We start from the raw sequence: 24,842 nt of genomic DNA on the forward strand, positions 1-24,842 counted from the left end.
TCGTCTGTCTGTTGTTGGGGGGTTTGGTGGGGCGGGGGGTGGGCGGGCCGGTGTGCGGCGGGGGGGCGCCGGGGGGGGGTGGGGGGGGGCCCCGCCTCCTCGGCTTTGTGGGCTTTCGCTGTTTGTGGGCTCTTGTTGGGGGCTCGGCGGTTCTCGGTGGTTCTCGGCGCTCTCGTGGGGAGCGGGGGCTACCCGTTGCTCTCCTCCTCGTCGGCGCTGTGCGGAAGGTCGATGCCGTGTTGGGCGGCGAGCCTGAGGAGCGAGGCGACCCGGCCCTCGTAAGCCTGGACGCCGTCGGCGTCCCCTTCGGCCCGGGCTGTCGCGAGGTCCCGCCGGGCCTGGGCGAGCTGCTCGCGCAGCTCCTGGTCGAACATGGCTGTCATTGCCGGCCTCCACAAAACCGGTCGGTGCCGCTCGGGGAACGCTCAGGGGAGTTCAGATTCCCGGATGCTTCGGGACTCTTCAAGTCAGGTTCGGTCGGGTTCAGGGTAGGTCCGGTGGGTTCAGGGTAGGCCTGGTCACGGGTTGGGCGGCGTCGGGACGGCACCGGGAGGGTTCGGCGGCGGGCTCGGTCGAGGGTTCGGTGACAGGGGTGGGGCGGGTTCGGTGACGGACAGGTTGCGTGGGGGCGTGCGGCAGGTGTGCGGGCGGTGAGCGTGCGCCCTTGTTGTGCTAGCACTTCGGCGCTAGCTTGAACGACATGGGCAAGAAGCAGCTGAACGTCCGAGTGGACGCCACGACCGCGGAGATGGCCCGGGAACGGGCGGAGCAACAGGGGATCAGCATGAACCAGTACATCGAACGCCTGGTCCAGCAGGACATGGGTGAGTCGGGACGCGCCTTCATCGACGCCGCCGCGCAGTTCATGAAGGAGTACGAGACGGCCTTCCTCGCCGAGTTCGGGGAGTCGGGCGAGCTCCAGGACGTGCGCCGTTGAAGCTGGAGGTCGACCTCTCGTGGCTGCTCATGACCGCGGAGCAGTACACGCCCGGTGACCCGCAGGTCACCGACTACGGATCGCTGCTCGCGGCCGTCACCCGGCACCAGGCCCAGATCTTCGACATCTCCGTCTACCCCGAACCCCAGGACCGCGCCGCCGCGTTGATGCACCAGCTCATCCGGGTGCCCGCCCTGGAGAAGACCAACGAACTCTTCGCGACCGCCGTCGCCTATGCCTATCTCGTCGCCAGCGGCTGCACCGTCGCCACCACCGCCCGTGAGGTGCGCAGCCTCTCCCGGGCCATCCGGGAGGGGAGGCTGGGGGTGTCCGGGGTCGCCGAGCGACTGGCGACCTGGGTCGTCGACGAGGCCGAGGGGGAGGGTGTCACCGGGGCGGAGGACGAGGACGAGGACGACGACTGAGTGCCGTCCTCGCCCGGGGGCGCGTCCTACCCTTCGGCGCCGGGGGTGGCGTCGGGGGTGGTTCGTGCGGAGTCGGGAGTCGCCTGTGCGGCGGCCGGGACGGTGGGCTCCGCGATGAGGGCCGTCGCGAACGGGCGGAAGCCGGCCCGACGGTAGATCCGGGCGACGTCCTCGTCGGCGGCGGACAGGAACACCGTCCGCACGCCGTTGGCGCGGGCGTGCGCCACCAGGGCCGCGGTGACCGCCAGAGCCAGCCCGCGCCGCCGGGCGGAGGGCAGCGTCCCGACGCCGACCACCTCGGTGACCGCGCCCACCGGGTTGTGCTGGCCGGCGCACAGCACCTCGCCGCCGCCGCCGCCGTCGCCGCCGTCCAGCACGGCGGCCAGCACGGAGACGCCGTCGGTGATCCGCCGGGCGATCCGCGCCACCGCACCGGCAGCCGTCAACTCGGTCACACCGGCGGCAAGTTCGGCCGATCCGGCAGCGCCGATGGCGGTACCCGGGCTGCCGAACGCCACGTGCGGGACAGCGACCGCGGCGGCCAGCTCGGGGGCGTCCGCGGCCAGCACCCGGACCTCCACCCGCTCGGGGAGGGCCGGTGCCGGGGCCGCTTCGTCCTGCGGGCCGAGCACCAGCAGCGGGTGCTCGTGCACCGTCAGCCCGGCCGCCTCCACCGCGGCGCGCAGCTCCGGGTTCTGCTCGGCCACCCACTCGAAGGCCTCCGGCACGCCCAGCTCCCGCTGCCGCGCCAGCACCCGGCGGACGTCCTCGGCGGTGGCGGCCGGGCCGTGGTGGCCGGGGGTGGGGCGGGCGTAGTAGTGCCAACCGGTGCTGCCGTTGCGGACGAACAGGGTCAGCGGGCCGAAGTCCTCGGCGGTGGCGGCGCTGCGCGGCACGGCGTCGTAGTAGCGCTCGATCCCGGTGAGCAGGGCGTGGTCCGGAGCATGATCAGCTGAAGTCACGGCGTGCATCCAAGCAGGGGCGCGGGTGGGGCGCCACCGTATTTGCGCGGACGCTCGCTCGAGCGGTTCGGCGGCCGGTGTCGCGAGGGCGGCTCGGCGCTCGGCGTTCGATTGTTGCCGAACGCTTACCAGGTCGCGGCGATCTTGTGCGTGTACGCCGGGCATGCTGAGGCCTTCACAGCTCTGCCGAGGGGGACGGCGGACGTCCGCACTCGGCGAGGCAAGGGGGAAGTCAGGTCCATGAGGCTCTGCTTTCTGGTGGAGGAACACTACCGGCGGGACGGCATGCCGCTGGACGTGGTGCGTCAACTCACCGCGTGGGGTCACCGGGTGGACGTGCTGCGCCCCGGTGACTCGCTGATGGCGATCTCGGAGGCGGTCCGGGCCGGCAGCCACGACGCCTGGGTGCTCAAGACCGTCTCCGGCGGCCCCGGACTCACCCTGCTGGAGGCCGCCGCCGCCGTGGGACTCACCACCGTCAACGACGTCCGCTCGATCCGCGGCGTCCGGGACAAGGCGCTGGCCTCGGTGATCGCCCGCACGCGCGGCCTGCCTGTCCCGGTCACCTACGCCGCCGCCCGTTGGGAGCGGCTCGCCGAGATCCCGGCGGCCGAGTACCCGCTGGTCGTCAAGCCGGCGGACGGCAGCTCCGGGCGCGGCGTGCGCCTGGTGGCCGGGCCCGGCGACCTGATCGGGCTCGGGCCCGAACTCGCCGCCGAGGGGCTGCTGATCGCGCAGCCGTACGTGCCCAACGGCGGGACGGACCTCAAGGTGTACTGCGTCGACGGCGAGCTCTTCGCGACCGAGCGGGAGTCCCCGCTGCACCCCGGGCAGGGCGTGCGCGAGCGGCCGGTGCCGCTGCCGGGGAGCGTCGCGCGGATCGCGACGCAGGTGGGCGAGGTGTTCGGGCTGGACCTGTACGGGGTCGACGTGCTGCTCGCGCCGGACGGGCCGGTGGTGGTGGACGTCAACGACTTCCCGAGCTTCCGGCAGGTGCCGGACGCGGTGGCGAAGGTCGCCCGGGCGGTGCTGCGGCTCGCGCGCAGCGGTACGGCGGTGTCGGTGCCCGCGCTGGTCGCGGCCGGGGGCGACGAGTACGACCGACTCGGCCTGGTGGACGGTGGGTTGCGATGAGGGTCGGGCTGATCACGGGCGACCCGGGGCACCCGGTGCTCGCGGCCGCGGCCGAGCTGCTGGTGCGGCGCGGCTGCCGGGTGGAGGCCGTGCCGATCGGCGACGGTGGTGTCGCTGCGGGGGCGCTCGCCGATGTCTACCTGCTCAAGGCGCGTACGCCGCAAGCGCTGGCGGTGGCAGCGGAGTTGGAGCGGTGCGGGGCGGTGGTCGTCAACTCGGCGGCGGCCACGGAGCTTTGCCAGGACCGGGTGCGGATGGCCTCGCTCGCCCGGGGCGCCGGGCTGCCGTTCGCGGCCACCGTCGCGGCCGGGAAGCTGGCCGAACTCGCTTCTCCTGCCTACCCGTTCGTGGTGAAGAGCCGACACAGCCGGCGGCACGACCTGGTCGCGCTGGTCGACGGCCCGGCCCGGCTACGGGACCTCGCCGAACGCTGGCCGCAGGAGGAGGTCGTCACCCAGCCGTACCTCCCGGGCAACGGCTGGGACCAGAAGCTGTGGGTGGTCGACGGGCAGGTGTTCGCGGCCCGACGGCGCTCCGAACTCGCGGTTGCGGTGGGAGAGGTGGAGGCGGCGCCGGAGTGGGTGCCGTCCGCCCGGCGGGCCGCGCTCGCGCTGCGGGTCGGGGAGGTGTTCGGCCTGGAGGTGTACGGGGTCGACCTGCTGGACGGGGCGGCCGAACCGGTGATCGTGGACGTCAACGCCTTCCCCGGGGTGCGCGGGCGGCCCGGTGCGCCCGAGGCGCTTGCCGGGCTCGCGTTGCGGGCGGCGCGGGAGCGGGGACGGGGGCGTACTGCGGGGTCGGTGTAGCGCGGTGCGGGTGCGGGTGCGGGTGCGGGTGCTGGTGCGGCTTCGGTGCGGGTGCGGGTCGGTGCCGGGGTGGCTGGGGAGGCCGTCGGCGGGCGCGGGTGGTTAGGCTGGCTGGCGCCCCCGACCGGTCAGGGGCGAACGGCGAGAGAAGACGGAACGTTGCTGCAGGACATCGAGCCCTACCTGGCCTGCCCCCACTGCGCGCAGGACCTCACCCGGCACGAGCGCAGCCTGCGCTGCCCCGCCGGGCACAGCTTCGACCTCGCCAAGCAGGGCTACGTCAGCCTCCTCGCCGGCGACGCCCACACCGGCACCGGCGACACCGCCGAGATGGTCGCCGCCCGCTCCGACTTCCTCGCCGCCGGGCACTACCGGCCGATTGCCGACGCCCTCGCCTCGACGGCTGTCTCCGTCGCGGGCGGCGGAGCGGACGGCCTGGTCGCGGACCTCGGCGCCGGCACCGGCCACTACCTCGCCCACGTCCTGGACGCCCTGCCCGGCCGGGTCGGCGCGGCCCTCGACATCTCCAAGTACGCGCTGCGCCGCGCTGCCAGGGCCCACCCCCGGATCGGCGCCGTGGTCTGCGACGCCTGGCGCCCGCTGCCGCTGCGCGAGGCCTCCGCCGACCTGATGCTCAACGTCTTCGCCCCGCGCAACGGCCCCGAGATCCGCCGGGTGCTGCGCCCCGGCGGCACCCTGCTGCTGGTCTCGCCCACCGCCCGCCACCTGCGCGAACTCGTCGCCGCCCTGGGCCTGTTGTCGGTCGACGAGGAGAAGCAGCGCCGGATCGACGAGAAGCTGGGCCCGTACCTGACGCCGGTCGACCAGCGGTCCGTCGAGTTCACCCTGCGGCTCTCCGCGCAGGACGTCCGGACCGTCGTCGGCATGGGGCCGAGCGCCTGGCACACCGACCCCGACCGGCTCGCGGCCGCCCTCGCCGACCTGCCGGAGCCGGTCGAGGTGACCGCCTCGGTGACGGTGGCCGCGTACCGGCGGCCGTAGGTCAGCGCCGTGCGATAGGGCCGCCACGTTGGGATGAATCTGGCGAGCAGGGACGTTTCGCCCCGCCGGGCTGCGGCTAACGTCCGACGGGTGAACCGCGACGCCGCCGCGCCCGTCGGCCCGGCCCAACTGCGCCCGGGGGCCCCGGAACCCCACCGGGCGCCCGTGCCACGCCCCACCGTCGAGGAGCTGCGGCTCACCGCCTTCAAGTCCTACCGGCGGGCCGTCCTGCCGCTCTCGCCGCTCACCGTGCTGCACGGGCCCGCCGGGGTGGGCAAGTCGAACGCCCTCGACGCGCTGGCCGCACTGTCCCGGCTCGCCCTCGGCGAGGAGATCGCCGGCTCCCTGGACGGACTGCCGGACCGCACCGGCCCGCTCGCCACCCCCGTGCGCGGCGGCCTGGCCGGCTGCGTGCCGCACGGGCGGGACGCCGTCATCCTCGGCTGCACCGTCCGCTCGCCGCGCGGCCGGATCCGGCTCGACGTGGTGATCCGCACCGACGGGACGGTCCGGATCGCCCGGGAGTCGCTCAGCCTCGACGGCCGCACCCTGGTGGACACCGGCGAACAGGACGTACGGAACGGGCGCGTCAACGTGTGCTGGCACAACGACACCCGCCAGGGGGACATCCGGGCGCCCTTTCCCAGCGGCACCATGATCACCGCCCAGCTGCCGCTGCGCGTCGCCGGCTCCTCCACCGGCGAGCGGCTCGTCCTGGCCGCCACCGAGGACCTGCTCACCGCGCTGCGCGAGGTCTTCCCGCTGCACCCCGTCCCCGCGCTGATGCGCGGCTGGGCCAAGGCCGACCCGCAGGCCCGGCTGCGCAGCAACGCCGCCAACATCTCCGCCGTGATCAACCGGCTCTCCCACGAGTGCCCGCGCCGGTACGGGCAGCTCCTGCGGGCCGTCCAGGAGGCCGCGCCGCACCCGCTGCTCGGGATCGCCCTCGCCGAGCGGGAGAGCGGGACGGGGCGGCGGGTGCTCGCGGTCTTCGACGAGGGCGTGCTGGGGCGCACCGGGGCCGACCAGGCCTCCGACGGCATGCTGCGCCACCTCGCCTTCGCGGCGGTGCTGCTGACCGGGGCGGGGGTGCTCGACCTCGACGTGGCCGCCGAGGTGCCGTGGGCGCACCGGCAGCTCACCGTGCTCGCCGAGGACCTCGGGGCCGGGCTCGCCGGTGAGCAGACCGCCTCGCTGCTGCGGCTGGCGCGGGACATGGCGGGGCGCAACCAGCTGCGGGTGGTGGCCGCGCTGCAGGAGCCGGGGGCGGCGCGGGAGGCGTTCGGGGTGGAGGACGGGCGGTCGGGGGACGTGGCGCTGGTGGAGTGCCGGCGGGATCCGGCGACGGGGCTGACGGTGCTGCGGCCGGAGGCGGTGCGGGTGCCGGTCCAGTGCGGGCGCGGGGGGCAGGTGGGCGGTGGGGGTTCGTCGGACGGTGCGGGGTCGTCGGACGGTGTTGGCGGGGGTTCCCCGAGTGCGGCCGGGGACGGGGATGCGGTAGACCTGGGGGCGTGAACGAGCGTGTGACGAGGTCGGGGTCGGGGGAGTCGGCGGTGGACGGGGCGTCCGGGGGCGGGCCGGAGCCCGGCGGGCTGAGCCTGGAGGCGCTGCGGCTGAGGCTGGTGGAGTTCGCGGCGGCCCGCCGGTGGGAACCGTTCCACACGCCGAAGAACCTGGCGGCGGCGCTGAGCGTGGAGGCCGGCGAGCTGCTGGAGATCTTCCAGTGGCTCACGCCTGAGCAGGCGGCCGAGGTGATGTCCGACCCGGAGCGGGCCCACCGGGTGCGCGACGAGGTCGCGGACGTGCTGGCGTACCTGGTGCAGTTCTGCACGGTGGTCGGGGTGGACCCGCTGGAGGCGCTCGCCGCCAAGATCGAGCGCAACGAGGACCGCTTCCCGGTGCCGGGCACGGTGGCCGACGTCAACCCCGACATGGGCTGATCACCCTTGCGGGGGACGGAAGTTATCCACACCCCCCGGGTTATCCACAGCTTTCGAAATGCTGGATGCGGCCCACCCCGTCCTCCCCGCACGCTCTCCCCGTGACCACTCGACCGCCCCGGCGGCGGGGCCGGTCGACGGCGACGAGAAGCGGAAGGAGCGGGGGCCATGGAGGCGCTGCGACTGATCAGGACGGCCCGGCACGCGCTGGCCGAAGCCAGACACGTACCGGACGTACTGGCCGAGGCGCGCCAGTCCGCGCTGCTCACCGAGGCGGTGGGCGCGCGGCTGGCGGAGTCGGAGGACGACGACCTGGCGGGGCTCGGCCGACAGCTCTCGGAGGCCGGGGCGCACGCGGCGGTCTGTCTGGGCAGATCCGCCGTCACCGGTGCCCCGGTGCGTGCGGGGCGTGCTGGTCGGTTCGCCGAACTCGGAGAACCGGCGCCGGTGTTGGAGTCGTTGGAGGAACTGCTGGGAGAGGTCGGGGAGACGCTCGTGGTGCTGGCCTGTGGGGCCGACACCGAGAGCCTCTACTGGACGTGCATCGACGGGGTCGACGCGGTGTCGGAGTGCCGGGACGTGACCACGCGGCTGCGCGAGTCGGTCGACCGGGGCGGCGGGGCGGAGCCTGAACGGGCCGATCACGGTGCGCCGTTGCTCGTGGTCCGGCTCGAACCGCCGGGCGAGGGCGGGTCGAGCGAGGAGGGAAGGGCGCCGGGCTACCGGGTGCCCGGCGTGGCCGGAGTGCCGGACGTGTCGGTGTCGGCCGGATAGACAGCGGCGGGGGTGGCGTCCCGGGCATCGGACTGCAGCGCGGCGAGGTCCGCGGTCACCGAGGCGAGCAGTTCCTGCATCTGCTCAAGCAGGGTCTTGGGGGGCGCGGGCCCGGCCGGGTCGCCGGTGACCGAGCCGGCCGGGCTGCTCGGGAACTGCGGCGTGGCAGAGGGTTCGGACATGACGGGGACCTCTTCGGATCGGTGGTGCGATGTGCCGCACCAACCAACGAACCGTTCCTGCGACCGGTCACCGCGCACCACTCGATGTGGTCCAACTCCGGTACGCCGTAAGCCTCTCGGGTGACCCGGGGTTGCCGCTGCAGCACGGCCTCGGCTAGGGGTGGCGCGGATCGAGGCGGATCGAGGCGGATCGAGGCGGGCGGAGGAGGGGGGAGGAGGGGGAAGGGGGAAGGGGGAAGGGGGAAGGGGGAAGAACCCACCCCTTGCCACTCTCAACGTATAACGCACCGGGGGCCTTGCGGCAAGGCCCCCGTGGTGGCGCACAATCGCAGGCCTCAGATCGGAGCTGATGCCATGACCCCCCTGACCACCAGCGCTTTCGACCTCCCCGAGCGGCTGTCCGCCAAGGCCGACCCCGCGCTCGTCGCGGCCGACGAGCGGCACTTCGTGGCGATCGCGGAGAGCCTGGAGCGGGCGATCGCCGAACTCTCCGAGCAGCTCGACACCGTGCGCCGCGCCCCGGGTGGGGCCGGGCAGGCGGCGATGGACCGGGACATCGAGGTGCACCGGCTGAGCGGCCGGTTGCGCGCCCTGCGCCGTTACGGCCTGGACCTCTGCCTCGGGCGGATCGTGACCGCGGAGGACGGTGAGCCGCTGTACGTGGGCCGGTTCGGGCTGACCGACAGCGAGGGCCGGCGGCTGCTGGTCGACTGGCGTTCGCCCGCCGCCGAGCCGTTCTTCGCGGCGACCCACGGTGATCCGATGGGCCTGGCGAGCCGCCGCCGCTACCGCTGGACCCGTGGCTGGATCACCGACTACTGGGACGAGGTGTTCACCACCGAGGGCCTGGCCGGGCACGCCGCGCTGGACGACCAGTCGGCGTTCATCGCCAGCCTGGGCGGCAACCGCTCGGCCCGGATGCGGGACGTGCTCGCCACCATCCAGGCCGACCAGGACGCGATCATCCGGGCCGGCTCGCGCGGTGCCCTGGTGGTCGACGGCGGTCCCGGCACCGGCAAGACCGTGGTCGCCCTGCACCGCTCCGCCTACCTGCTGTACTCCGATCCCCGGCTCGGCCACCGGCGCGGCGGTGTGCTGTTCGTGGGCCCGCACCAGCCGTACCTGAACTACGTCGCCGACGTCCTGCCCAGCCTCGGCGAGGAGGGGGTGCGCACCTGCACCCTGCGGGACTTGGTGCCCGAGGGCGCGGCGGCGGTGGAGGAGGCCGATCCGGAGGTGGCGCGGCTGAAGTCCTCGGTGGAGCTGGTGCGGGCGATCGAGAAGGCCGTCCGGTTCTACGAGGAGCCGCCGACCGAGGGGCTGCTGGTCAGCACCCCCTGGGCGGACCTCTGGGTGGGCGCCGGGGACTGGTCCGAGGCCTTCGACGCGCCGGACCCGGGCACCCCGCACAACGAGGCGCGCGAGCAGATCTGGGACGAGCTGGCCGCGATCCTGCTGGACAAGCTGGAGCCGGGCGAGGAGGAGGTCCCGCTCGAGCTGTTCCGGCGCTCGCTGCGGCAGGACCGCGAGCTGGTCGAGACGCTCAACCGGGCCTGGCCGTTGCTGGAGCCGACCGACCTGGTCGGCGACCTCTGGTCGGTGCCCGCCTACCTGCGGATGTGCGCGCCGCACCTGGCCCCGGAGGAGGTCCGCGCGCTCCAGCGCAAGCACGCCCCGCAGGCCTGGACGGTCTCCGACCTGCCGCTGCTGGACGCGGCCCGGCAGCGGCTGGGGGACCGCGGGGCGACGCTGCGCCGTCAGCGCCATCGGGCGTCGGTGGCCGCCGAGCGCGAGCGGATGGCGGAGGTGATCGGCGACCTGATCCAGGCCGACGACGACGGGGAGGGCGTGGTGACGATGCTCCGCGGCCGGGACCTCCAGGACACCCTGGTCGACGAGGACGCGCTGGACGGCGCTGACGCGGAGCCGCTGGCCGGCCCGTTCGCCCACATCGTGGTGGACGAGGCCCAGGAACTGACCGACGCGCAGTGGCAGATGCTGCTGCTGCGCTGTCCGTCCCGGAGCTTCACCATCGTCGGGGACCGCGCCCAGGCCAGGCACGGCTTCGCCGAGTCGTGGCAGGAGCGGCTCGACCGGGCCGGCTTCGACCGCACCGCCATGGCCTCGCTGAGCGTCAACTACCGGACCCCGGAGGAGGTGATGGCGGAGGCCGAGCCGGCCATCCGGGCGGCGCTGCCGGACGCCAACGTGCCGACCTCGGTACGTAGCAGCGGCATTCCGGTCCGGCACGGTTCGGTGGCGGAGCTGGCGGCGGTCGTGGACGGCTGGCTCGCCGAGCACGACGAGGGTGTCGCCTGCGTCATCGGCGATCAGGGCTTCCGGGAGCGGCCGCGGGTCCGTTCACTGACCCCGGAGCTGGCCAAGGGCCTGGAGTTCGACCTGGTCGTGCTGGTCGATCCGGAGGCGTTCGGCGAGGGCGTGGAGGGGGCGGTCGACCGCTACGTGGCGATGACCAGGGCCACCCGGCAGCTCGTCGTCCTGCGGAGTCGCTGAGGCACCGCCTGCCTACGGACAGGGGCCCGGCGCACATGCGCGCCGGGCCCCTGTCGTCCCTGTGGCCCCCGTCGTCCCTGCGGCCTCGACGGGCCGCAACGGGCCGCACCCGGCCTCGACCGGCCGCCAGCCCAAGGGCCTTGGCCCGGAGGTCAGTTGTGGGCGTGCAGGTCCGCGTTCAGGCCGCCCCAGGAGCCGGAGCGGGCGATGACCTCGACCGCGCCGGTCTGCGAGTTGCGGCGGAACAGCAGGTTGTCCTGGCCGGACAGCTCGACGGCCTTGGCCACGCTGCCGGCCGGAGTGGTGACCCGGGTGCCGGCGGTGACGTACAGGCCGGCCTCGACGACGCAGTCGTTGCCGAGCGAGATGCCGATGCCGGCGTTGGCGCCGAGCAGGCAGCGCTCGCCGACGGAGACGACCTGCTTGCCGCCGCCGGAGAGGGTGCCCATGATCGAGGCGCCGCCGCCGATGTCGCTGTGGTCGCCGACGACGACGCCCGCGCTGATCCGGCCCTCGACCATCGAGGTGCCGAGGGTGCCGGCGTTGAAGTTGACGAAGCCCTCGTGCATCACGGTGGTGCCGGCCGCGAGGTGCGCGCCGAGTCGGACGCGGTCGGCGTGGGCGATGCGCACGCCGGTCGGGGCGACGTAGTCGGTCATCCGCGGGAACTTGTCGATCCCGTAGACGGCCAGCTGGCCGCCCTGGGCGCGGACGGCGAGGCGGGCCTGCTCGACCTTGTCCACCGGGACGGGGCCGATGCTGGTCCACGCGACGTTGGCGAGCAGTCCGAAGATGCCGTCCAGGTTCTGGCCGTGCGGCTGGACCAGGCGGTGGCTGAGCAGGTGCAGGCGCAGGTACAGGTCGTGGGTGTCGAGCGGCTTCTCGTCCAGCGAGGCGATGGTGGTGCGCACGGCGACCACCTCGACGCCGCGGCGGGCGTCGGCGCCCAGGGCGTCGGCCGCGCCGGCGCCGAGCTCGGCCTCGGCCTGCTCGGCGGTCAGACGCACGGTGCCGGCCGGGCCGGGCTCGGCGGCCAGCGCGGGGGCGGGGTACCAGGTGTCGAGGACGGTGCCGTCGGCGGCGATGGTGGCCAGACCGGCGGCCACGGCGCCGTTCGCCGGGGAAGTGGATTCGAGCGAGGTGGATTCAGCAGTCACACGGTGCACGTTAACCAATGCGGGGCTCCGCTGCCGAACACGCCCAGGGTCCGGACGCGGCGGACGGACCCGCAGGCCGGCCGCCCACCGGGCCGGAAATTGCGGTGCCCGGACGCCTCTCGCTGGGCGATACTCGGCCGGGTGTTCATGTCGATTTCCACTACCGGCAGCGCCGAGAGCCCGGCGACGGATCTCGGGTTCCTGCTGCACAAGCACCCCGGCAAGGTCCAGCGGTTCACGACGTCCCACGGTGAGGCCCACGTCTTCTACCCCGCGGCGGGGGACGAGGTCTGCACGGCGGCGCTGCTGCTGGACATCGACCCGATCGCCCTGGTCCGCAAGGGCCGGGGCAACGGCCGGGGGCGGGGCGGTTCGCCCGACTTCGCGCTCTCGCAGTACGTCAACGACCGCCCGTACGCCGCGTCCTCGCTGCTCGCGGTGGCGATGCGGACGGTGTTCCGGTCCGCGATGAAGGGCGACTGCCCGGCCCGCCCGGAACTGCCGGGGCTGCTCCGCCCGTTGCGGATCGAGCTGCCGGCGGTGCCCGCGAACGGTGCGGGCGAGGGCGGTGGCCCGGCCACGGTGGCCCGACTGTTCGAGCCGCTGGGCTGGCGGGTGGAGGCGTCGGCGGTCCCGCTGGACGAGGCGTTCCCGGAGTGGGGCGAGTCCCGTTACGTGCGGGTGGTGCTCGCCTCCGAGACGGTGCGGCTGGCCGACGCGCTGCAGCAGCTGTACGTCCTGCTGCCGGTGCTGGACGGTGCGAAGCACTACTGGGTGGCCCCGGACGAGGTGGACAAGCTGCTCGCCGCCGGTGAGGGCTGGCTGGCGGCCCACCCCGAGCGCGCCCTGATCGTCCGGCGCTACCTGTCCCGCCGCTGGTCGCTGACCCGGGCCGCGATGGAGCGCCTGGAGCTGGCCCGGCTGGCGGAGGCGGACGACCGCGAGGTGGAGGAGATCGACAACGCGGTCGACGACCGGCCGGACGAGGAGACCGTCGACACCACCGAGCACGCCGAGCCCCGCCCGCCGTCCCTCGCCGAGCAGCGCCGCGCCGCGATCCTCACCGCCCTGCGTGACACCGGCGCGACCCGGGTCGCCGACCTCGGCTGCGGCCAGGGCGAGTTGATCGGCGAGCTGCTGAAGGACGCCCGGTTCACCGGCATCCTCGGCGTGGACGTGTCGGCACGGGCGCTCCAGGCGGCGAACCGCAAGCTGCGCCTGGAGCGGTTGCCCGAGCGGCAGGCGGCCCGGGTGACGCTGGCGCAGGGTGCGCTGACGTACACCGACGCCCGGCTGAAGGGCTACGACGCGGCGGTGCTGTGCGAGGTGATCGAGCACCTGGACCTGCCGCGGCTGCCCGCGCTGGAGTACGCGGTGTTCGGCGCGGCCCGGCCGAAGGCCGTGGTGGTCACCACGCCCAACGTCGAGTACAACGTCCGCTGGGAGACCCTGCCGGCGGGCGGCGCCCGGCACGCCGACCACCGTTTCGAGTGGTCCCGCGCGGAGTTCGGCGCCTGGGCGGAGAAGGTCGCGGCGGGGTACGGCTACACGGTGGAGCTGCGCCCGGTCGGGCCGGAGGACCCGGAGGTCGGCCCGCCGACCCAGCTCGCCCTGTTCCGCATCGACCCCGGCACCAACCCCGGCCCCCGCACCAGCGCCGGCACCAACCCCGGCCCCCGCACCAGCGCCGGCACCAACCCCGGCCCCCGCACCAGCGCCGGCACCAACCCCGGCCCCCGCACCAGCGCCGGCACCAACCCCGGCCCCCGCACCAGCACCGGCACCAACCCCGACACGACGCCCGAGACCACCACCCCACCCGAGGGAGGCACGACCCGATGACCCACGACGCGACCCGCGACCCCGCCCCGGCCCAGCCCGGGAGCACACCCGCCCCCCGCCGTCTCCCGGTCACCGACGTCTCCCTGGTCGTCCTGATCGGCACCAGCGGCGCGGGCAAGTCCACCTTCGCCCGCCGCCACTTCCTGCCCACCCAGGTGGTCTCCTCCGACTTCTGCCGCGGCCTGGTGGCCGACGACGAGAACGACCAGTCGGCGTCCGCCGAGGCCTTCGACCTCCTGCACCACATCGTCGGCAAGCGCCTCGCGGCCGGCCGCCTCACCGTGGTGGATGCCACCAACGTCCAGCCGGAGGCCCGCCGCCAGTTGGTGGCGATCGCCCGTGCCCACGACGTGCTGCCGATCGCGATCGTGCTGGACGTCCCGCCGGGCGTGTGCGCCGAGCGCAACCGTTCCCGCCCGGACCGCCAGTTGCCCGCCCACGTCGTGCCTCGCCAGCACCGCGAACTGCGCCGGTCGCTCAAGGGCCTGGAGCGCGAGGGCTTCCGCAAGGTGCACGTGCTGCGCGGCGAGGCGGAGGTGGCGGCGGCCGGGATCGAGCTGGAGAAGCGCTACAACGACCTGCGCCACCTCTCCGGCCCGTTCGACATCGTCGGTGACATCCACGGCTGCCGTTCCGAGCTGGAGACGCTGCTGACCCGGCTCGGCTACTCCCTCGCCCGGGACGCCGAGGGCCGCCCGGTGGACGCCGTCCACCCCGCGGGCCGTACCGCCGTGTTCGTCGGCGACCTGGTCGACCGCGGCCCGGACACCCCGGGCGTGCTGCGCCTGGTGATGGGCATGGTGGCGGCCGGCCACGCGATCTGCGTGCCGGGCAACCACGAGAACAAGCTCGGCCGGGCGATGGACGGCAAGAAGGTCACGGTCTCGCACGGCCTCCAGGAGTCGCTGGACCAACTGGCCGGGGAGCCAGAGGAGTTCAGGGCCGAGGTGCGCGCCTTCGTGCGCGGCCTGGTCAGCCACTACCTGCTGGACGGCGGCGCCCTGGTGGTCTGCCACGCCGGTCTGCCGGAGCGGTACCACGGCCGCAACTCCGGCCGGGTGCGCTCGCACGCGCTCTACGGGGAGACCACCGGCGAGACCGACGAGTACGGCCTGCCGGTGCGCTACCCGTGGGCGGAGGAGTACCGCGGCCGGGCGCTGGTGGTCTACGGCCACACCCCGGTGCCGAGCGCGAGCTTCGTCAACAACACCATCTGCCTGGACACCGGATGCGTGTTCGGCGGCAGTCTGACCGCGCTGCGCTACCCGGAGCGCGAGCTGGTGAGCGTCGAGGCGGAGCGGGAGTGGTACGCCCCGGTGCGTCCGCTGATCACCGACGCGCCGGGGGCCCGCGAGGGCCGTCCGCTGGACCTCGCGGACGTGGCCGGGCGCCGGACGGTGGAGACCGGTCTGCTCGGGCGGGTCGCCGTCCGGGAGGAGAACGCGACGGCCGCGCTGGAGGTGATGAGCCGCTTCGCGCTGGACCCGCGGCTGCTCGCCTACCTGCCGCCGACGATGGCGCCGAGCCCGACGTCCCGCCGGGAGGGGTATCTGGAGCATCCGGAGGAGGCCTTCTTCGCCTACCGCGCGGACGGCGTGCGGCACCTGGTGTGCGAGGAGAAGCACATGGGCTCGCGCGCGGTGCTGCTGGTGGCCCGCGACGGCACCGCGTTGGAGCGGCGCTTCGGGCTCGCGGGCCCGGGTGCGATCTGGACCCGGACCGGACGGGCCTTCCTGGACGACGAGGAGCTGACCGCCGCGGTGCTCGGCAGGGTCCGGTCCGCGGCCGAACAGGCCGGCCTGTTCGATGAGTTGGGTACCGACTGGCTGCTGCTGGACGCCGAGTTCATGCCGTGGTCGCTGAAGGCGGTGGAGCTGCTGCGCCGCCAGTACGCCGCGGTCGGCGCGGCGGCCGGCGCCGCCCTGCCGGAGGTGCTGTCCGCACTGGAGCAGGCGGCCGCGCGCGGGCTGGAGCTCGGAGAGCTGACCTCCCGCCAGCGCCGCCGCGTCGCCGACGCGCGGGCGTTCACCGAGGCGTACCGGCGCTACTGCTGGCCGACGGAGGGGCTGTCGGGCATCCGGCTCGCACCGTTCCAGCTGCTGGCCGCCGAGGGGGCGAACCTCGCGGTGCGCCCGCACGACGAGCACCTGGCCAGGATCGACCGCCTGGTGGAGGCCGACGACCCGGCGGCCCCCGTGCTGCACCGCACCGGACGGGTCCTGGTGGACGTCGAGGACGAGGCCTCGGTGGGCGCCGCGACCGCCTGGTGGGAGGACCTGACGGAGGCGGGCGGCGAGGGCATGGTGGTCAAGCCACTGGCCTCGGTGGTGCGGACGGCGCGCGGCGAGGGCCGTCCGGGTGGCCTGGTGCAGCCGGGGGTGAAGGTCCGCGGCCGGGAGTACCTGCGGATCGTCTACGGCCCGGACTACACCGAGCACCTGGAGCGGCTGCGGATGCGTTCGCTGGGCCACAAGCGTTCGCTGGCGCTGCGCGAGTACGCGCTGGGCCTGGAGGCGCTGGACCGGCTGGCGGCGGGGGAGCCGCTGTGGCGGGTGCACGAGCCGGTGTTCGCGGTGCTCGCGCTGGAGTCGGAGCCGGTCGACCCGCGCCTGTGACCACCCGGCCCGCCCCGGCGGGCGCGGGTGACGAACGCCGCCGGGTGCGGGTGAGGAAGGGGGGGTCCCGCTGGGGGATCCCCCTTCGCCACTGGCACTCTGTATAGAAATTCCGATCGTCGTATACACTTGCCGCTTTCCGGCAAGTACCGCACATACCACCAGTACCGTCACCCCAGGAGCCCGGCATGGCCTTCAACCTCCGGAACAGGCACTTCCTCAAGGAGCTCGACTTCACGCCCCAGGAGTTCCGCTTCCTGGTGGACCTCGCGGCCGGGCTCAAGGCGGCCAAGTACGCGGGCACCGAGCAGCCCCGGCTGCGCGGCAAGAACATCGCGCTGATCTTCGAGAAGACCTCCACCCGGACCCGCTGCGCCTTCGAGGTCGCGGCCCACGACCAGGGTGCCCTCACCACCTACCTGGACCCGTCCGGCTCGCAGATCGGCCACAAGGAGTCGGTGAAGGACACCGCCCGGGTGCTCGGCCGGATGTTCGACGGCATCGAGTACCGCGGCCACGGCCAGGAGATCGTCGAGGAGCTGGCCGAGTACGCCGGCGTCCCGGTCTGGAACGGCCTGACCGACGAGTGGCACCCCACCCAGATGCTGGCGGACGTGCTCACGATGACCGAGCACAGCACCAAGCCGCTGACCGACGTCGCCCTCGCCTACCTCGGCGACGCCCGCTCCAACATGGGCAACTCGCTGCTGGTCACCGGCGCACTGCTCGGCATGGACATCCGGATCGTCGCCCCGCAGGCCCTCTGGCCGGCCCAGGAGGTGCGGAAGGCGGCGCAGGAGCTGGCCGAGAGCACCGGCGCCCGGATCACCCTCACCGAGGACGTGGCCCAGGGCGTGGCCGGCGCCGATTTCCTCTACACCGACGTCTGGGTCTCGATGGGCGAGCCCAAGGAGGTGTGGGCCGAGCGGATCGCGCTGCTCAAGCCGTACCAGGTGTCCATGGACACCGTCCGGGCCACCGGCAACCCGGACGTGAAGTTCCTGCACTGCCTGCCGGCCTTCCACGACCTCGGCACGGTGGTCGGGCGGCAGATGCACGAGGCGACCGGCATGACCGAACTGGAGTGCACCGACGAGCTGTTCGAGTCGGCGCACTCCATCGTGTTCGACCAGGCGGAGAACCGGCTGCACACCATCAAGGCGGTCCTGGTCGCCACCCTCGGTTCCTGACGCGGGCCACCGTGCCGCCTCCCGAGGGCGGCCGGACGGCCGGGCGACCGGACGGGCTAACGCGCCAGCTTGACGCAGCCCACCCGGTCGCCCGCCGCGTGCGGACCGGCCGGGGTGCCCGCGTGCAGCACCAGGGAGCGGGCCTCGCCGGGCCGCGGCTGCCAGTCGACGACTGCCGTGGCGGTGCCCCGGCCCTGCCCGTCGGTGCGCAGCACCAGCCGCAGTTCGTTGCGGTCGTTGGCGTAGGCCGGGTCGGTGGACGGCTGCACCGGGTCGACCACGTCCTGGTAGTGCGGCCCGGAGGCGGCCGGGTCGGCCCCGCAGTCGCCGGTGTGCAGGTGTGCCGGGAACTCGTGGTCGGGGGCGAGCCCGGCCACCGTCAGGGTGAGTACCGTACGCCCGGGCTCCGAGCGGTCGGTGACGATCCGGGCGTGCGAGCCGTACGGCACCAGGTCGTCGGCGTAGCTGATCGCGGTCGGCGGGACGAAGGCCGTCGCCGGGTCGAAGGCGGCCTCCTGGACGGAGACCGGCGAGGCGGCGGGGACGAGCAGGGCCAGCGGCAGCAGGGCGGCGGCGAACGGAGCGGGCATCGGTGCGGGCCTTCCACGGGCGGGGCGACGGTCGTCCTGCTCAACGCCGTCGGCCGCAGGTGGACACTCAGTCGCGCGGGATCCCGCGGATCTCGCAGCGCGGCCCGCTGGCCCGCATCAGCCGCAGGTCGCCGGTGACCAGCGGCGCCCCGTAACGCTCGGCGACGGCGACGTACGCGGCGTCGTCCGGGGTCAGGTTGTCCTTGAGCTCCCAGATCCGGCCGAGCAGCGGTGCCACCTCGACCTTGCGGAAGGTCACCGCGGCCAGCTCGACGGTGAGTTCGGCGACCCGCTGGGCGGTCAGCTCCTTGGCCAGGTGGAGGCCGCGCAGCGACTGCATCACCTCGATCACCAGGTGCTCGGGGGCCGTCCAGTCGTCGTCGGCGGCGAGTTCGGCCCGGGCGCGGTCCCCGCGCGGTCCCCGGTCGGCGAGCGCCAGTACCAGCGCGGACGCGTCCACCACGATCATCGTCGGCCCCCTCAGCCCGTCACCACAGCGGCCACCGTACCCGGCCGGTCCTCACCTGGTGGAGCCGGGCGGCGGGGTGGCCGGGGCGGACGGGGTGGTCGTGGCGGACGGGGTGTTTCCCGGTGAGTCGTCGTGGAACGGCCGGATCGTCCGCTCGGCCTGTTCCGCCTCCTCGGGGGTGATCCACTCCTTCAGCTCGGGGGACATCGCGGCGGCCTTCAGCTGGTCGAGGCTGAGCGGCAGCCCGTCCCGGACCACCTGGACCTTGGCGTAGCCGGCGACCGGAGCCGTGTTGATGGCGCTGACCGTCACCCTGGCCTGGTCGGGGCGCAGCAGGCTGGCCTCGCGGGAGAGGACGCCTCCCACCGTCCGTTCGGTGAGCAGCAGTCGGCCGCCGTCCGGGAGCACGCTGTCGGAGCAGTAGCGGAACTGGCCGCCGCGGTTGACCACGGCGCAGCTCAGCAGGTCGTCCTGGTCGGGGTGGCCGCCGGTCCGGAGGTGGTCGCCGAGGCCGCCCTCGATCATGATCCGGACGTCGGCCGGGCCGGCGCCGTCGTCGTAGAGCGTGGTGGCCATGACCAGGGCGCTTCCGGGGTCCGCGGCGTTGGACTTGATCAGCGAGGAGTGGCCGGCGTAGCCCGAGGTCCGTCCGCCGGGGGGCAGCGCCCGGGTCAGGGCGGCCAGCGCGGCGCGGCCGGTCAGGACCACCTTGCCGGTGTGGGGGCCGCTGCCTGGCAGGGGCTTCTCGGTGGTCTCGTCCGAGTACTGGAGCGGCTGGGGGAAGCGCCGGCTCGGGGTCGGTGCGGAGGGGGAGGCGGTCGGGCCCTGGGAAGCCGGGGAGGAGGCGGTGGCCGCCCCGGCCGCGGCCGGGGTGCCGTGGTCCGTCCGTAGTGCGACGGTGCCGCCGACGGCGAGTGCGGCCACCGCGGTGACGGCGCCGGCGATGGTCAGCCGGCGCCGGCGGCGGATCGAGCGGCCCTGCCGGGCGCCGGCGGCGATCAGCGGGCCGAGGTCGGGGCCGAGGCCGCCGACCGCCCGTTCGAAGGCGTCGGACAGCTTTCCGCCGTCCGCGTCCGGTTCATTCATGGTCGGGTTCCTTTCCGACGGGGGTCAGACGAGTTGTTCGGCGGCCTGCGGCCCGAGCACCGCGCGCAGCCGCTTGAGGGCGCGCAGCGACTGGGCGCGCACCGCGCCCGCGCTGACGCCCAGTTCGGCGGCGCTCTCCTCGACGCTGCGGTCCTCCCAGTAGCGCAGGACGAGTACCGCGCGGTCCCGGGGCGACAGTTCGGCGAGCGCGTTGAGCAGGGTGATCCGCAGGGCCGGATCGTCGCCGGGCGCGATGCCTTCGGGCAGTTCGCCGAGGGCGGGTCGTTCGCCGTTGCGGCGCAGCCGCCGGTGGGAGAGGTAGCTGCGCACCAGGGTGCTGCGGGCGTAGGCGTCCTGGTTGTCGGCCCGGCGGACCTTGGGCCAGGAGGCGTAGAGCTTGGCGAGCGTCACCTGGGTGAGGTCCTCGGCGAGGTGCCAGTCGCCGCACAGCAGCAGCGCGGTGCGGAAGAGCCGTTGCCCCCGGCTGTGCGCGAAGCCCTCGAACTCCGCCCTCTCCTCGGCCCGTCGGTTCTTCCCGATCACCGCTGTCCCCTCGTGCCCCGTGTGCGGGCGCTCCCGCCCCGTGTGCGGGCGTTACCGCCCCCTGCGCCCGACTGGACGCGTGAGCCCGGCGTCCGCGTTACGGCGTCGCCGGCACGGGTTTCACCTTCCGAGCAACGGACTGAGCAACGGACTGAGCAACGGACTGAGCAACGGACTGAGCAACGGACCGGCCAGCAGTCCGGCCAGTAGTGAGGTGGCGTTGGCGGTGCCGGAGGCGATCCAGGGCAGCGGGTCGCGCGGGCGCAGTCCGGCGGCCGGGCACAGCAGCAGTGCCTCGACGGCGCAGACCGCGGTCTCGCTGAGCGCGAAGCAGCTCCAGTACGCTGCGGCGGGCCCGTCGGTCCAGTGCCGGAGGGTCCACCAGAGCAGCGGGTGCGTCACCAGGTTGACGAGCACGCCGGCCGCGACGGCCCGGCCGGGGCGCACGTGTCCGATCCGGACGAGGGCGGCGGTGTAGACGGGCGTCTCGGTCAGCAGGGTGAGGGCGAGGGCCACCGGGTAGCGCACGGCGGGGATCGTGCCACGGGGAGGGGGAGCATGGCGAGCGCGGGGATCGGGGCGGGTGCCGGGGCGGGGCCGTGGCCGGCGCCCGGTCCGGGCGCCCGGCTGGGCGGGGTGCCGTTCGCGGGGTTCGCGTTGTCGGCGGCGCTGGCGCTGGTGCTGGCGCTGCGTGCGCCGACCGGTCTGGCGGTGCTGGGCCTGGCCGCCTTCGGGCTGCTGCACAACGTGCTGGAGCTGCGTTACGTGGCGGGGCGGTTCGCCGCGGTGCTGTCCGGTCCGCTGCTGCGGCTGCTGGTGGCGCTGGTGACCGGGATCGTGGTGTGCCGGCTGCTGCCGGCGTCGCGGTGGTCCCAGTCGGCGGAGATCCTGCTGGCGTACGGTCTGCTGGCGGCGGCCTGCTGGTACGGGCTGCGCGGTCGGCCGTGGCTGCTGGCGGCGGCCGGGGTGGGGCTGGTGGGGGCGGGCGCGGCGTCGCTGGCGTTCCCGGCGTACCACTTCGTGGTGCTGGCGCACCTGCACAACGTGGTGCCGCTGCTGTTCCTGGTGGAGTGGTCGCGCAGGCTGGCCCGGGGGCGCGCGGCGTTCCTGGTGCTCCAGTCCGTCTGGGTGCTGGTGGTGCCGGGGCTGCTGTTGAGCGGGTTGCTGGACGGGTTGCTGTCCCAGCGCCCCGGGGGCTGGACGGACCGGCTGGCGGCGGTCTACACCCCGCCGGGCTGGTTGACGCCGCAGGTGGGGCTGCGCTTCCTGGCGGTGTTCGCGTTCCTGCAGACGATGCACTACGTGGTCTGGGTGTGGTTCCTGCCCCGGTACGCGCCGGAGGCTGCGGAGTGCTTCGAGGCCCGGGTGCCGGGCCTGCGGGGCGGGCGGGCCTGGGCGCTGGGTGCGGGCGCGGGGGCGCTGCTGGCCCTGTTGTTCGCCGTGGATTACGCCCAGGGCCGCTCGGTGTACGCGGCGCTGGCCAGTTACCACGCGTATCTGGAGTTCCCGGTGCTGCTGACGCTGGTGCTCGGTCTGGGCGCGGAGCGCGGCCCGGCGCCGGGACCGGAGCAGGTGCGGAGCGGACGAAAGGAGGTGAAGGTATGAGGACGACGGCCCTGCTGGCCGACATCGCCCCGGCGCCGACCGGCGGTTCGGGCGGTGAGCTCGTGGTGGTGCTGTTGCTGGCCGCGGCGATCGTGGCGGGAGCGGTCTGGCTGATCCGGCTGGAGCGCAAGCGTCGCGGTCCGGACGGCCGCTGACCTGCGTCGCCGCCCGCCGGGGCATGCCTGCGGTGGTGCTGGCGGCCGCATGCACTATGGTTTATCTCGACATCGAGATAACTGCCCCTTACGATATATCTCGACATCAAGATACTTGCCGAGAGGCCTCGCCGGTGATGCGGCAAGGCAAGCCTAAGTAAGGCTGACCTTACCACCGCGTGGCTGCCGGATGTAGCACGAAGCACCCAGAAGGAGTCAGTCGTGTCCGCGAACAGCTTCGACGCCCGCAGCTCGCTGCAGGTGGGCGACGAGTCGTACGAGATCTTCAAGCTCTCCGCCGTCGAGGGTTCCGAGCGGCTGCCCTACAGCCTCAAGGTGCTGCTGGAGAACCTGCTCCGCACGGAGGACGGCGCCAACATCACCGCCGACCACATCCGCGCCCTCGGCAACTGGGACGAGAACGCCCAGCCGAGCCAGGAGATCCAGTTCACGCCCGCGCGCGTGATCATGCAGGACTTCACCGGCGTGCCCTGCGTGGTCGACCTGGCCACCATGCGCGAGGCCGTCAAGGAGCTGGGCGGCGACCCGGCCAAGATCAACCCGCTGGCCCCGGCCGAGCTGGTCATCGACCACTCGGTCATCGCCGACAAGTTCGGCACCAAGGACGCGTTCACCCAGAACGTCGAGATCGAGTACGGCCGCAACAAGGAGCGCTACCAGTTCCTGCGCTGGGGCCAGACCGCCTTCGACGAGTTCAAGGTCGTCCCGCCGGGCACCGGCATCGTCCACCAGGTGAACATCGAGCACCTGGCCCGCACCGTCATGGTCCGGGGCGGCCAGGCCTACCCCGACACCTGCGTCGGCACCGACTCGCACACCACCATGGTCAACGGCCTGGGCGTGCTGGGCTGGGGCGTCGGCGGCATCGAGGCCGAGGCCGCGATGCTCGGCCAGCCGGTCTCCATGCTGATCCCGCGCGTCGTCGGCTTCAAGCTGACCGGCGAGCTGCCGGCCGGCACCACCGCCACCGACCTGGTGCTCACCATCACCGAGATGCTGCGCAAGCACGGTGTGGTCGGCAAGTTCGTCGAGTTCTACGGCGACGGCATCGGCTCCATCCCGCTGGCCAACCGCGCCACCATCGGCAACATGTCGCCGGAGTTCGGTTCGACCTGCGCGATCTTCCCGATCGACGCCGAGACCATCAACTACCTGCGTCTGACCGGCCGCGACGAGCAGCAGCTCGCCCTGGTCGAGGCCTACGCCAAGGAGCAGGGCCTCTGGCACGACCCGTCGGTCGAGCCGGTCTACTCCGAGTACCTGGAGCTGGACGTCTCCACCGTCGTCCCGTCGATCTCCGGCCCGAAGCGCCCGCAGGACCGCGTGATCCTGGCGGAGGCCGCCGAGCGCTTCGCCGAGGCGCTGCCGGCCTACTCCGCCGAGGCCTCGAAGCCGACCGCCGTCACCGCCCCCGACGGCTCGACCTACGAGATCGACAACGGCGCGGTCGTGATCGCCTCGATCACCTCCTGCACCAACACCTCCAACCCCTCCGTCATGCTGGGCGCCGCCCTGCTGGCGAAGAAGGCCGTGGAGAAGGGCCTGCGCGTCAAGCCCTGGGTCAAGACCACCCTGGCGCCCGGCTCCAAGGTCGTCATGGACTACTACGAGAAGGCCGGCCTGCTCCCGTACATGGAGAAGCTGGGCTTCAACCTGGTCGGCTACGGCTGCGTCACCTGCATCGGCAACTCGGGCCCGCTGCCCGAGGAGGTCTCGGCCGCCGTCAACGAGTCCGACCTCGCGGTCGTCTCGGTGCTCTCCGGCAACCGCAACTTCGAGGGCCGGATCAACCCGGACGTCAAGATGAACTACCTGGCCTCCCCGCCGCTGGTGGTCGCCTACGCCCTCGCCGGCAACATGAACATCGACATCACCAGGGACGCCCTGGGCCAGGACGCCGACGGCAACGACGTCTTCCTCGCCGACATCTGGCCGACCGAGCAGGAGGTCGCCGACACCGTCGCCGGCTCCATCGACGAGGCGATGTTCGACAAGGGCTACCAGGACGTCTTCGCCGGCGACCACCGCTGGCAGTCGCTCCCGGTCCCGACCGGCAACACCTTCGAGTGGGACGCCGAGTCCACCTACGTCCGCAAGCCCCCGTACTTCGAGGGCATGGCCAAGACCCCGAGCCCGGTGACCGACATCGCCGGCGCCCGCGTCCTGGCCAAGCTGGGCGACTCGGTCACCACCGACCACATCTCCCCGGCCGGCAACATCAAGCCGGGCACCCCGGCGGCGCAGTACCTGACCGCCAACGGCGTCGAGAAGCGTGACTTCAACTCCTACGGCTCGCGCCGTGGCAACCACGAGGTCATGATCCGCGGCACCTTCGCCAACATCCGCCTGCGCAACCAGATCGCGCCGGGCACCGAGGGCGGCTACACCCGCGACTTCACCCAGGCCGACGCCCCGGTGTCGTTCATCTACGACGCCTCGCAGAACTACCAGGCCGCCGGTGTCCCGCTGGTCGTCCTGGCGGGCAAGGAGTACGGTTCCGGCTCGTCCCGCGACTGGGCCGCCAAGGGCACCGCGCTGCTCGGCGTCAAGGCCGTCATCGCCGAGTCCTACGAGCGCATCCACCGCTCGAACCTGATCGGCATGGGCGTCCTGCCGCTGCAGTTCCCGGAGGGCGAGAACGCCGAGTCCCTCGGTCTGACCGGCGAGGAGACCTTCTCCTTCACCGGTGTGACCGAGCTCAACGAGGGCCGCACCCCCAAGACCGTCAAGGTCAAGGCCGGTGACAAGGAGTTCGACGCGGTCGTCCGCATCGACACCCCCGGTGAGGCGGACTACTACCGCAACGGCGGCATCCTGCAGTACGTGCTGCGCTCGCTGATCGGCTGAGTTCCAGCGCCCTGAGAGGGGGCCGGACCGCACTGCGCGGTCCGGC

The 24,842-nt window shown here is 73.6% G+C and carries 24 protein-coding genes; 15 read left to right on the plus strand and 9 right to left on the minus strand.

All coding sequences use genetic code 11. From position 1 onward, the window contains the following. Nucleotides 1-188: 188 nt before the first annotated feature. Nucleotides 189-383 (minus strand): hypothetical protein, encoded by a 195-nt coding sequence (locus ACFWIS_RS32945; protein ID WP_380461355.1) that lies wholly within the window; start codon nucleotides 381-383, stop codon nucleotides 189-191. A 317-nt stretch (nucleotides 384-700) separates the two neighbouring features. On the opposite strand from ACFWIS_RS32945, the gene ACFWIS_RS32950 reads away from it, so the two are divergent. Both ACFWIS_RS32950 and ACFWIS_RS32955 read left to right on the plus strand, forming a co-directional pair. Further along, nucleotides 701-937: a toxin-antitoxin system HicB family antitoxin gene (locus ACFWIS_RS32950; RefSeq protein WP_270146936.1), complete on the plus strand. Its 237-nt coding sequence runs from the start codon at nucleotides 701-703 to the stop codon at nucleotides 935-937. Next, on the plus strand, nucleotides 934-1,362 hold the full coding sequence (locus tag ACFWIS_RS32955) for a fic family toxin-antitoxin system, toxin component (protein WP_380461356.1): 429 nt from the start codon (nucleotides 934-936) through the stop codon (nucleotides 1,360-1,362). Before ACFWIS_RS32950 ends, ACFWIS_RS32955 begins: the two co-directional genes overlap by 4 nt. 26 nt (nucleotides 1,363-1,388) lie before the next feature. Here ACFWIS_RS32955 and ACFWIS_RS32960 read toward each other — a convergent pair whose 3' ends face one another. Further along, on the minus strand, nucleotides 1,389-2,324 hold the full coding sequence (locus tag ACFWIS_RS32960; protein WP_380461357.1) for a GNAT family N-acetyltransferase: 936 nt from the start codon (nucleotides 2,322-2,324) through the stop codon (nucleotides 1,389-1,391). Nucleotides 2,325-2,564: 240 nt separating this feature from the next. Between ACFWIS_RS32960 and ACFWIS_RS32965 the strand changes: the two genes are divergently transcribed. The 6 genes from ACFWIS_RS32965 to ACFWIS_RS32990 all read left to right on the plus strand — a co-directional run bounded on the left by ACFWIS_RS32965 (nucleotide 2,565) and on the right by ACFWIS_RS32990 (nucleotide 7,980). Then, complete coding sequence (locus ACFWIS_RS32965; RefSeq protein ID WP_380461358.1) at nucleotides 2,565-3,458, plus strand: RimK family alpha-L-glutamate ligase; 894 nt, start codon at nucleotides 2,565-2,567, stop codon at nucleotides 3,456-3,458. Next, nucleotides 3,455-4,264 (plus strand): RimK family alpha-L-glutamate ligase, encoded by an 810-nt coding sequence (locus ACFWIS_RS32970; RefSeq protein WP_380524171.1) that lies wholly within the window; start codon nucleotides 3,455-3,457, stop codon nucleotides 4,262-4,264. The genes ACFWIS_RS32965 and ACFWIS_RS32970 overlap by 4 nt, the downstream gene beginning before the upstream one ends. A gap of 159 nt (nucleotides 4,265-4,423) precedes the next feature. Further along, entirely contained in the window at nucleotides 4,424-5,266 is an 843-nt protein-coding gene (locus ACFWIS_RS32975) for a putative RNA methyltransferase (RefSeq protein ID WP_380461360.1), read from the plus strand. A 90-nt stretch (nucleotides 5,267-5,356) separates the two neighbouring features. Continuing rightward, nucleotides 5,357-6,781, plus strand: coding sequence for an AAA family ATPase (locus ACFWIS_RS32980; RefSeq protein WP_380461361.1), 1,425 nt, complete (start codon nucleotides 5,357-5,359; stop codon nucleotides 6,779-6,781). Between the two features lie 38 nt (nucleotides 6,782-6,819). After that, a complete protein-coding gene (locus ACFWIS_RS32985) occupies nucleotides 6,820-7,206 on the plus strand; it encodes a nucleotide pyrophosphohydrolase (protein ID WP_380461383.1) in 387 nt (128 codons plus the stop codon). 168 nt (nucleotides 7,207-7,374) lie between these two features. Then, nucleotides 7,375-7,980, plus strand: a complete 606-nt coding sequence (locus tag ACFWIS_RS32990; protein WP_380461362.1) for a DUF6099 family protein — start codon at nucleotides 7,375-7,377, stop codon at nucleotides 7,978-7,980. On the opposite strand, the gene ACFWIS_RS32995 is transcribed toward ACFWIS_RS32990, so the two are convergent. Next, nucleotides 7,926-8,162, minus strand: coding sequence for a hypothetical protein (locus ACFWIS_RS32995; RefSeq protein ID WP_380461363.1), 237 nt, complete (start codon nucleotides 8,160-8,162; stop codon nucleotides 7,926-7,928). The two genes, ACFWIS_RS32990 and ACFWIS_RS32995, sit on opposite strands and share 55 nt — an antisense overlap. A gap of 354 nt (nucleotides 8,163-8,516) precedes the next feature. Here ACFWIS_RS32995 and helR point away from each other — a divergent pair, with 354 nt between their 5' ends. Further along, a complete protein-coding gene (gene helR, locus ACFWIS_RS33000; RefSeq protein WP_380461364.1) occupies nucleotides 8,517-10,676 on the plus strand; it encodes an RNA polymerase recycling motor ATPase HelR in 2,160 nt (719 codons plus the stop codon). Nucleotides 10,677-10,828: 152 nt separating this feature from the next. Here helR and dapD read toward each other — a convergent pair whose 3' ends face one another. Next, complete coding sequence (gene dapD, locus ACFWIS_RS33005; RefSeq protein WP_380461365.1) at nucleotides 10,829-11,833, minus strand: 2,3,4,5-tetrahydropyridine-2,6-dicarboxylate N-succinyltransferase; 1,005 nt, start codon at nucleotides 11,831-11,833, stop codon at nucleotides 10,829-10,831. A gap of 141 nt (nucleotides 11,834-11,974) precedes the next feature. Here dapD and ACFWIS_RS33010 point away from each other — a divergent pair, with 141 nt between their 5' ends. From ACFWIS_RS33010 to argF, 3 genes are all read left to right on the plus strand, one after another. Continuing rightward, the gene (locus ACFWIS_RS33010) at nucleotides 11,975-13,675 is read left to right on the plus strand and encodes a 3' terminal RNA ribose 2'-O-methyltransferase Hen1 (RefSeq protein ID WP_380461366.1); all 1,701 of its coding nucleotides are present in this window, start codon (nucleotides 11,975-11,977) and stop codon (nucleotides 13,673-13,675) included. After that, entirely contained in the window at nucleotides 13,672-16,290 is a 2,619-nt protein-coding gene (locus ACFWIS_RS33015) for a polynucleotide kinase-phosphatase (protein WP_380461367.1), read from the plus strand. Before ACFWIS_RS33010 ends, ACFWIS_RS33015 begins: the two co-directional genes overlap by 4 nt. A 188-nt stretch (nucleotides 16,291-16,478) precedes the next feature. Next, nucleotides 16,479-17,480 (plus strand): ornithine carbamoyltransferase, encoded by a 1,002-nt coding sequence (gene argF / locus ACFWIS_RS33020; protein ID WP_380461368.1) that lies wholly within the window; start codon nucleotides 16,479-16,481, stop codon nucleotides 17,478-17,480. Nucleotides 17,481-17,536: 56 nt separating this feature from the next. Here the strand turns inward: argF and ACFWIS_RS33025 are convergent, their stop codons facing one another. The 5 genes from ACFWIS_RS33025 to ACFWIS_RS33045 form a co-directional block, all read right to left on the minus strand. Next, nucleotides 17,537-18,070 carry a superoxide dismutase family protein gene (locus tag ACFWIS_RS33025; protein ID WP_380461369.1) on the minus strand — a complete coding sequence of 178 codons (534 nt, stop codon included), beginning with the start codon at nucleotides 18,068-18,070 and terminating at the stop codon, nucleotides 17,537-17,539. 67 nt (nucleotides 18,071-18,137) lie between these two features. Further along, on the minus strand, nucleotides 18,138-18,539 hold the full coding sequence (locus ACFWIS_RS33030; RefSeq protein WP_380461370.1) for a type II toxin-antitoxin system VapC family toxin: 402 nt from the start codon (nucleotides 18,537-18,539) through the stop codon (nucleotides 18,138-18,140). Between the two features lie 51 nt (nucleotides 18,540-18,590). Beyond that, nucleotides 18,591-19,625 carry a hypothetical protein gene (locus ACFWIS_RS33035; RefSeq protein ID WP_380461371.1) on the minus strand — a complete coding sequence of 345 codons (1,035 nt, stop codon included), beginning with the start codon at nucleotides 19,623-19,625 and terminating at the stop codon, nucleotides 18,591-18,593. A 24-nt stretch (nucleotides 19,626-19,649) separates the two neighbouring features. Then, nucleotides 19,650-20,168, minus strand: coding sequence for a SigE family RNA polymerase sigma factor (locus ACFWIS_RS33040; RefSeq protein WP_380461372.1), 519 nt, complete (start codon nucleotides 20,166-20,168; stop codon nucleotides 19,650-19,652). A 120-nt stretch (nucleotides 20,169-20,288) separates the two neighbouring features. Continuing rightward, nucleotides 20,289-20,696, minus strand: a complete 408-nt coding sequence (locus ACFWIS_RS33045) for a hypothetical protein (protein ID WP_380461373.1) — start codon at nucleotides 20,694-20,696, stop codon at nucleotides 20,289-20,291. Nucleotides 20,697-20,726: 30 nt separating this feature from the next. On the opposite strand from ACFWIS_RS33045, the gene ACFWIS_RS33050 reads away from it, so the two are divergent. The 3 genes from ACFWIS_RS33050 (at nucleotide 20,727) to acnA (ending at nucleotide 24,796) form a co-directional block, all read left to right on the plus strand. Next, nucleotides 20,727-21,773 (plus strand): hypothetical protein, encoded by a 1,047-nt coding sequence (locus ACFWIS_RS33050; RefSeq protein WP_380461374.1) that lies wholly within the window; start codon nucleotides 20,727-20,729, stop codon nucleotides 21,771-21,773. Further along, on the plus strand, nucleotides 21,770-21,928 hold the full coding sequence (locus tag ACFWIS_RS33055; RefSeq protein ID WP_380461375.1) for a hypothetical protein: 159 nt from the start codon (nucleotides 21,770-21,772) through the stop codon (nucleotides 21,926-21,928). The genes ACFWIS_RS33050 and ACFWIS_RS33055 overlap by 4 nt, the downstream gene beginning before the upstream one ends. Before the next feature lie 222 nt (nucleotides 21,929-22,150). Then, complete coding sequence (acnA, locus tag ACFWIS_RS33060; RefSeq protein ID WP_380461376.1) at nucleotides 22,151-24,796, plus strand: aconitate hydratase AcnA; 2,646 nt, start codon at nucleotides 22,151-22,153, stop codon at nucleotides 24,794-24,796. The last annotated feature ends 46 nt before the right edge of the window (nucleotides 24,797-24,842 follow it).

Origin of the sequence: Kitasatospora sp. NPDC127060 (genome assembly GCF_042724935.1) — a bacterium.
GTDB lineage: Bacteria > Actinomycetota > Actinomycetes > Streptomycetales > Streptomycetaceae > Kitasatospora.

Bases quoted from the DNA above. Each gene is read 5' to 3' on its own strand.
- ACFWIS_RS32995 (WP_380461363.1), bottom strand. From the start codon at position 8,162: ATGTCCGAACCCTCTGCCACGCCGCAGTTCCCGAGCAGCCCGGCCGGC.
- ACFWIS_RS32965 (WP_380461358.1), top strand. From the start codon at position 2,565: ATGAGGCTCTGCTTTCTGGTGGAGGAACACTACCGGCGGGACGGCATG.
- argF (WP_380461368.1), top strand. From the start codon at position 16,479: ATGGCCTTCAACCTCCGGAACAGGCACTTCCTCAAGGAGCTCGACTTC.
- ACFWIS_RS33055 (WP_380461375.1), top strand. From the start codon at position 21,770: ATGAGGACGACGGCCCTGCTGGCCGACATCGCCCCGGCGCCGACCGGC.
- ACFWIS_RS32990 (WP_380461362.1), top strand. From the start codon at position 7,375: ATGGAGGCGCTGCGACTGATCAGGACGGCCCGGCACGCGCTGGCCGAA.
- helR (WP_380461364.1), top strand. From the start codon at position 8,517: ATGACCCCCCTGACCACCAGCGCTTTCGACCTCCCCGAGCGGCTGTCC.
- ACFWIS_RS32970 (WP_380524171.1), top strand. From the start codon at position 3,455: ATGAGGGTCGGGCTGATCACGGGCGACCCGGGGCACCCGGTGCTCGCG.
- ACFWIS_RS33025 (WP_380461369.1), bottom strand. From the start codon at position 18,070: ATGCCCGCTCCGTTCGCCGCCGCCCTGCTGCCGCTGGCCCTGCTCGTC.
- ACFWIS_RS32945 (WP_380461355.1), bottom strand. From the start codon at position 383: ATGACAGCCATGTTCGACCAGGAGCTGCGCGAGCAGCTCGCCCAGGCC.
- ACFWIS_RS33050 (WP_380461374.1), top strand. From the start codon at position 20,727: ATGGCGAGCGCGGGGATCGGGGCGGGTGCCGGGGCGGGGCCGTGGCCG.
- ACFWIS_RS33035 (WP_380461371.1), bottom strand. From the start codon at position 19,625: ATGAATGAACCGGACGCGGACGGCGGAAAGCTGTCCGACGCCTTCGAA.
- ACFWIS_RS32950 (WP_270146936.1), top strand. From the start codon at position 701: ATGGGCAAGAAGCAGCTGAACGTCCGAGTGGACGCCACGACCGCGGAG.
- ACFWIS_RS33015 (WP_380461367.1), top strand. From the start codon at position 13,672: ATGACCCACGACGCGACCCGCGACCCCGCCCCGGCCCAGCCCGGGAGC.
- ACFWIS_RS33030 (WP_380461370.1), bottom strand. From the start codon at position 18,539: ATGATCGTGGTGGACGCGTCCGCGCTGGTACTGGCGCTCGCCGACCGG.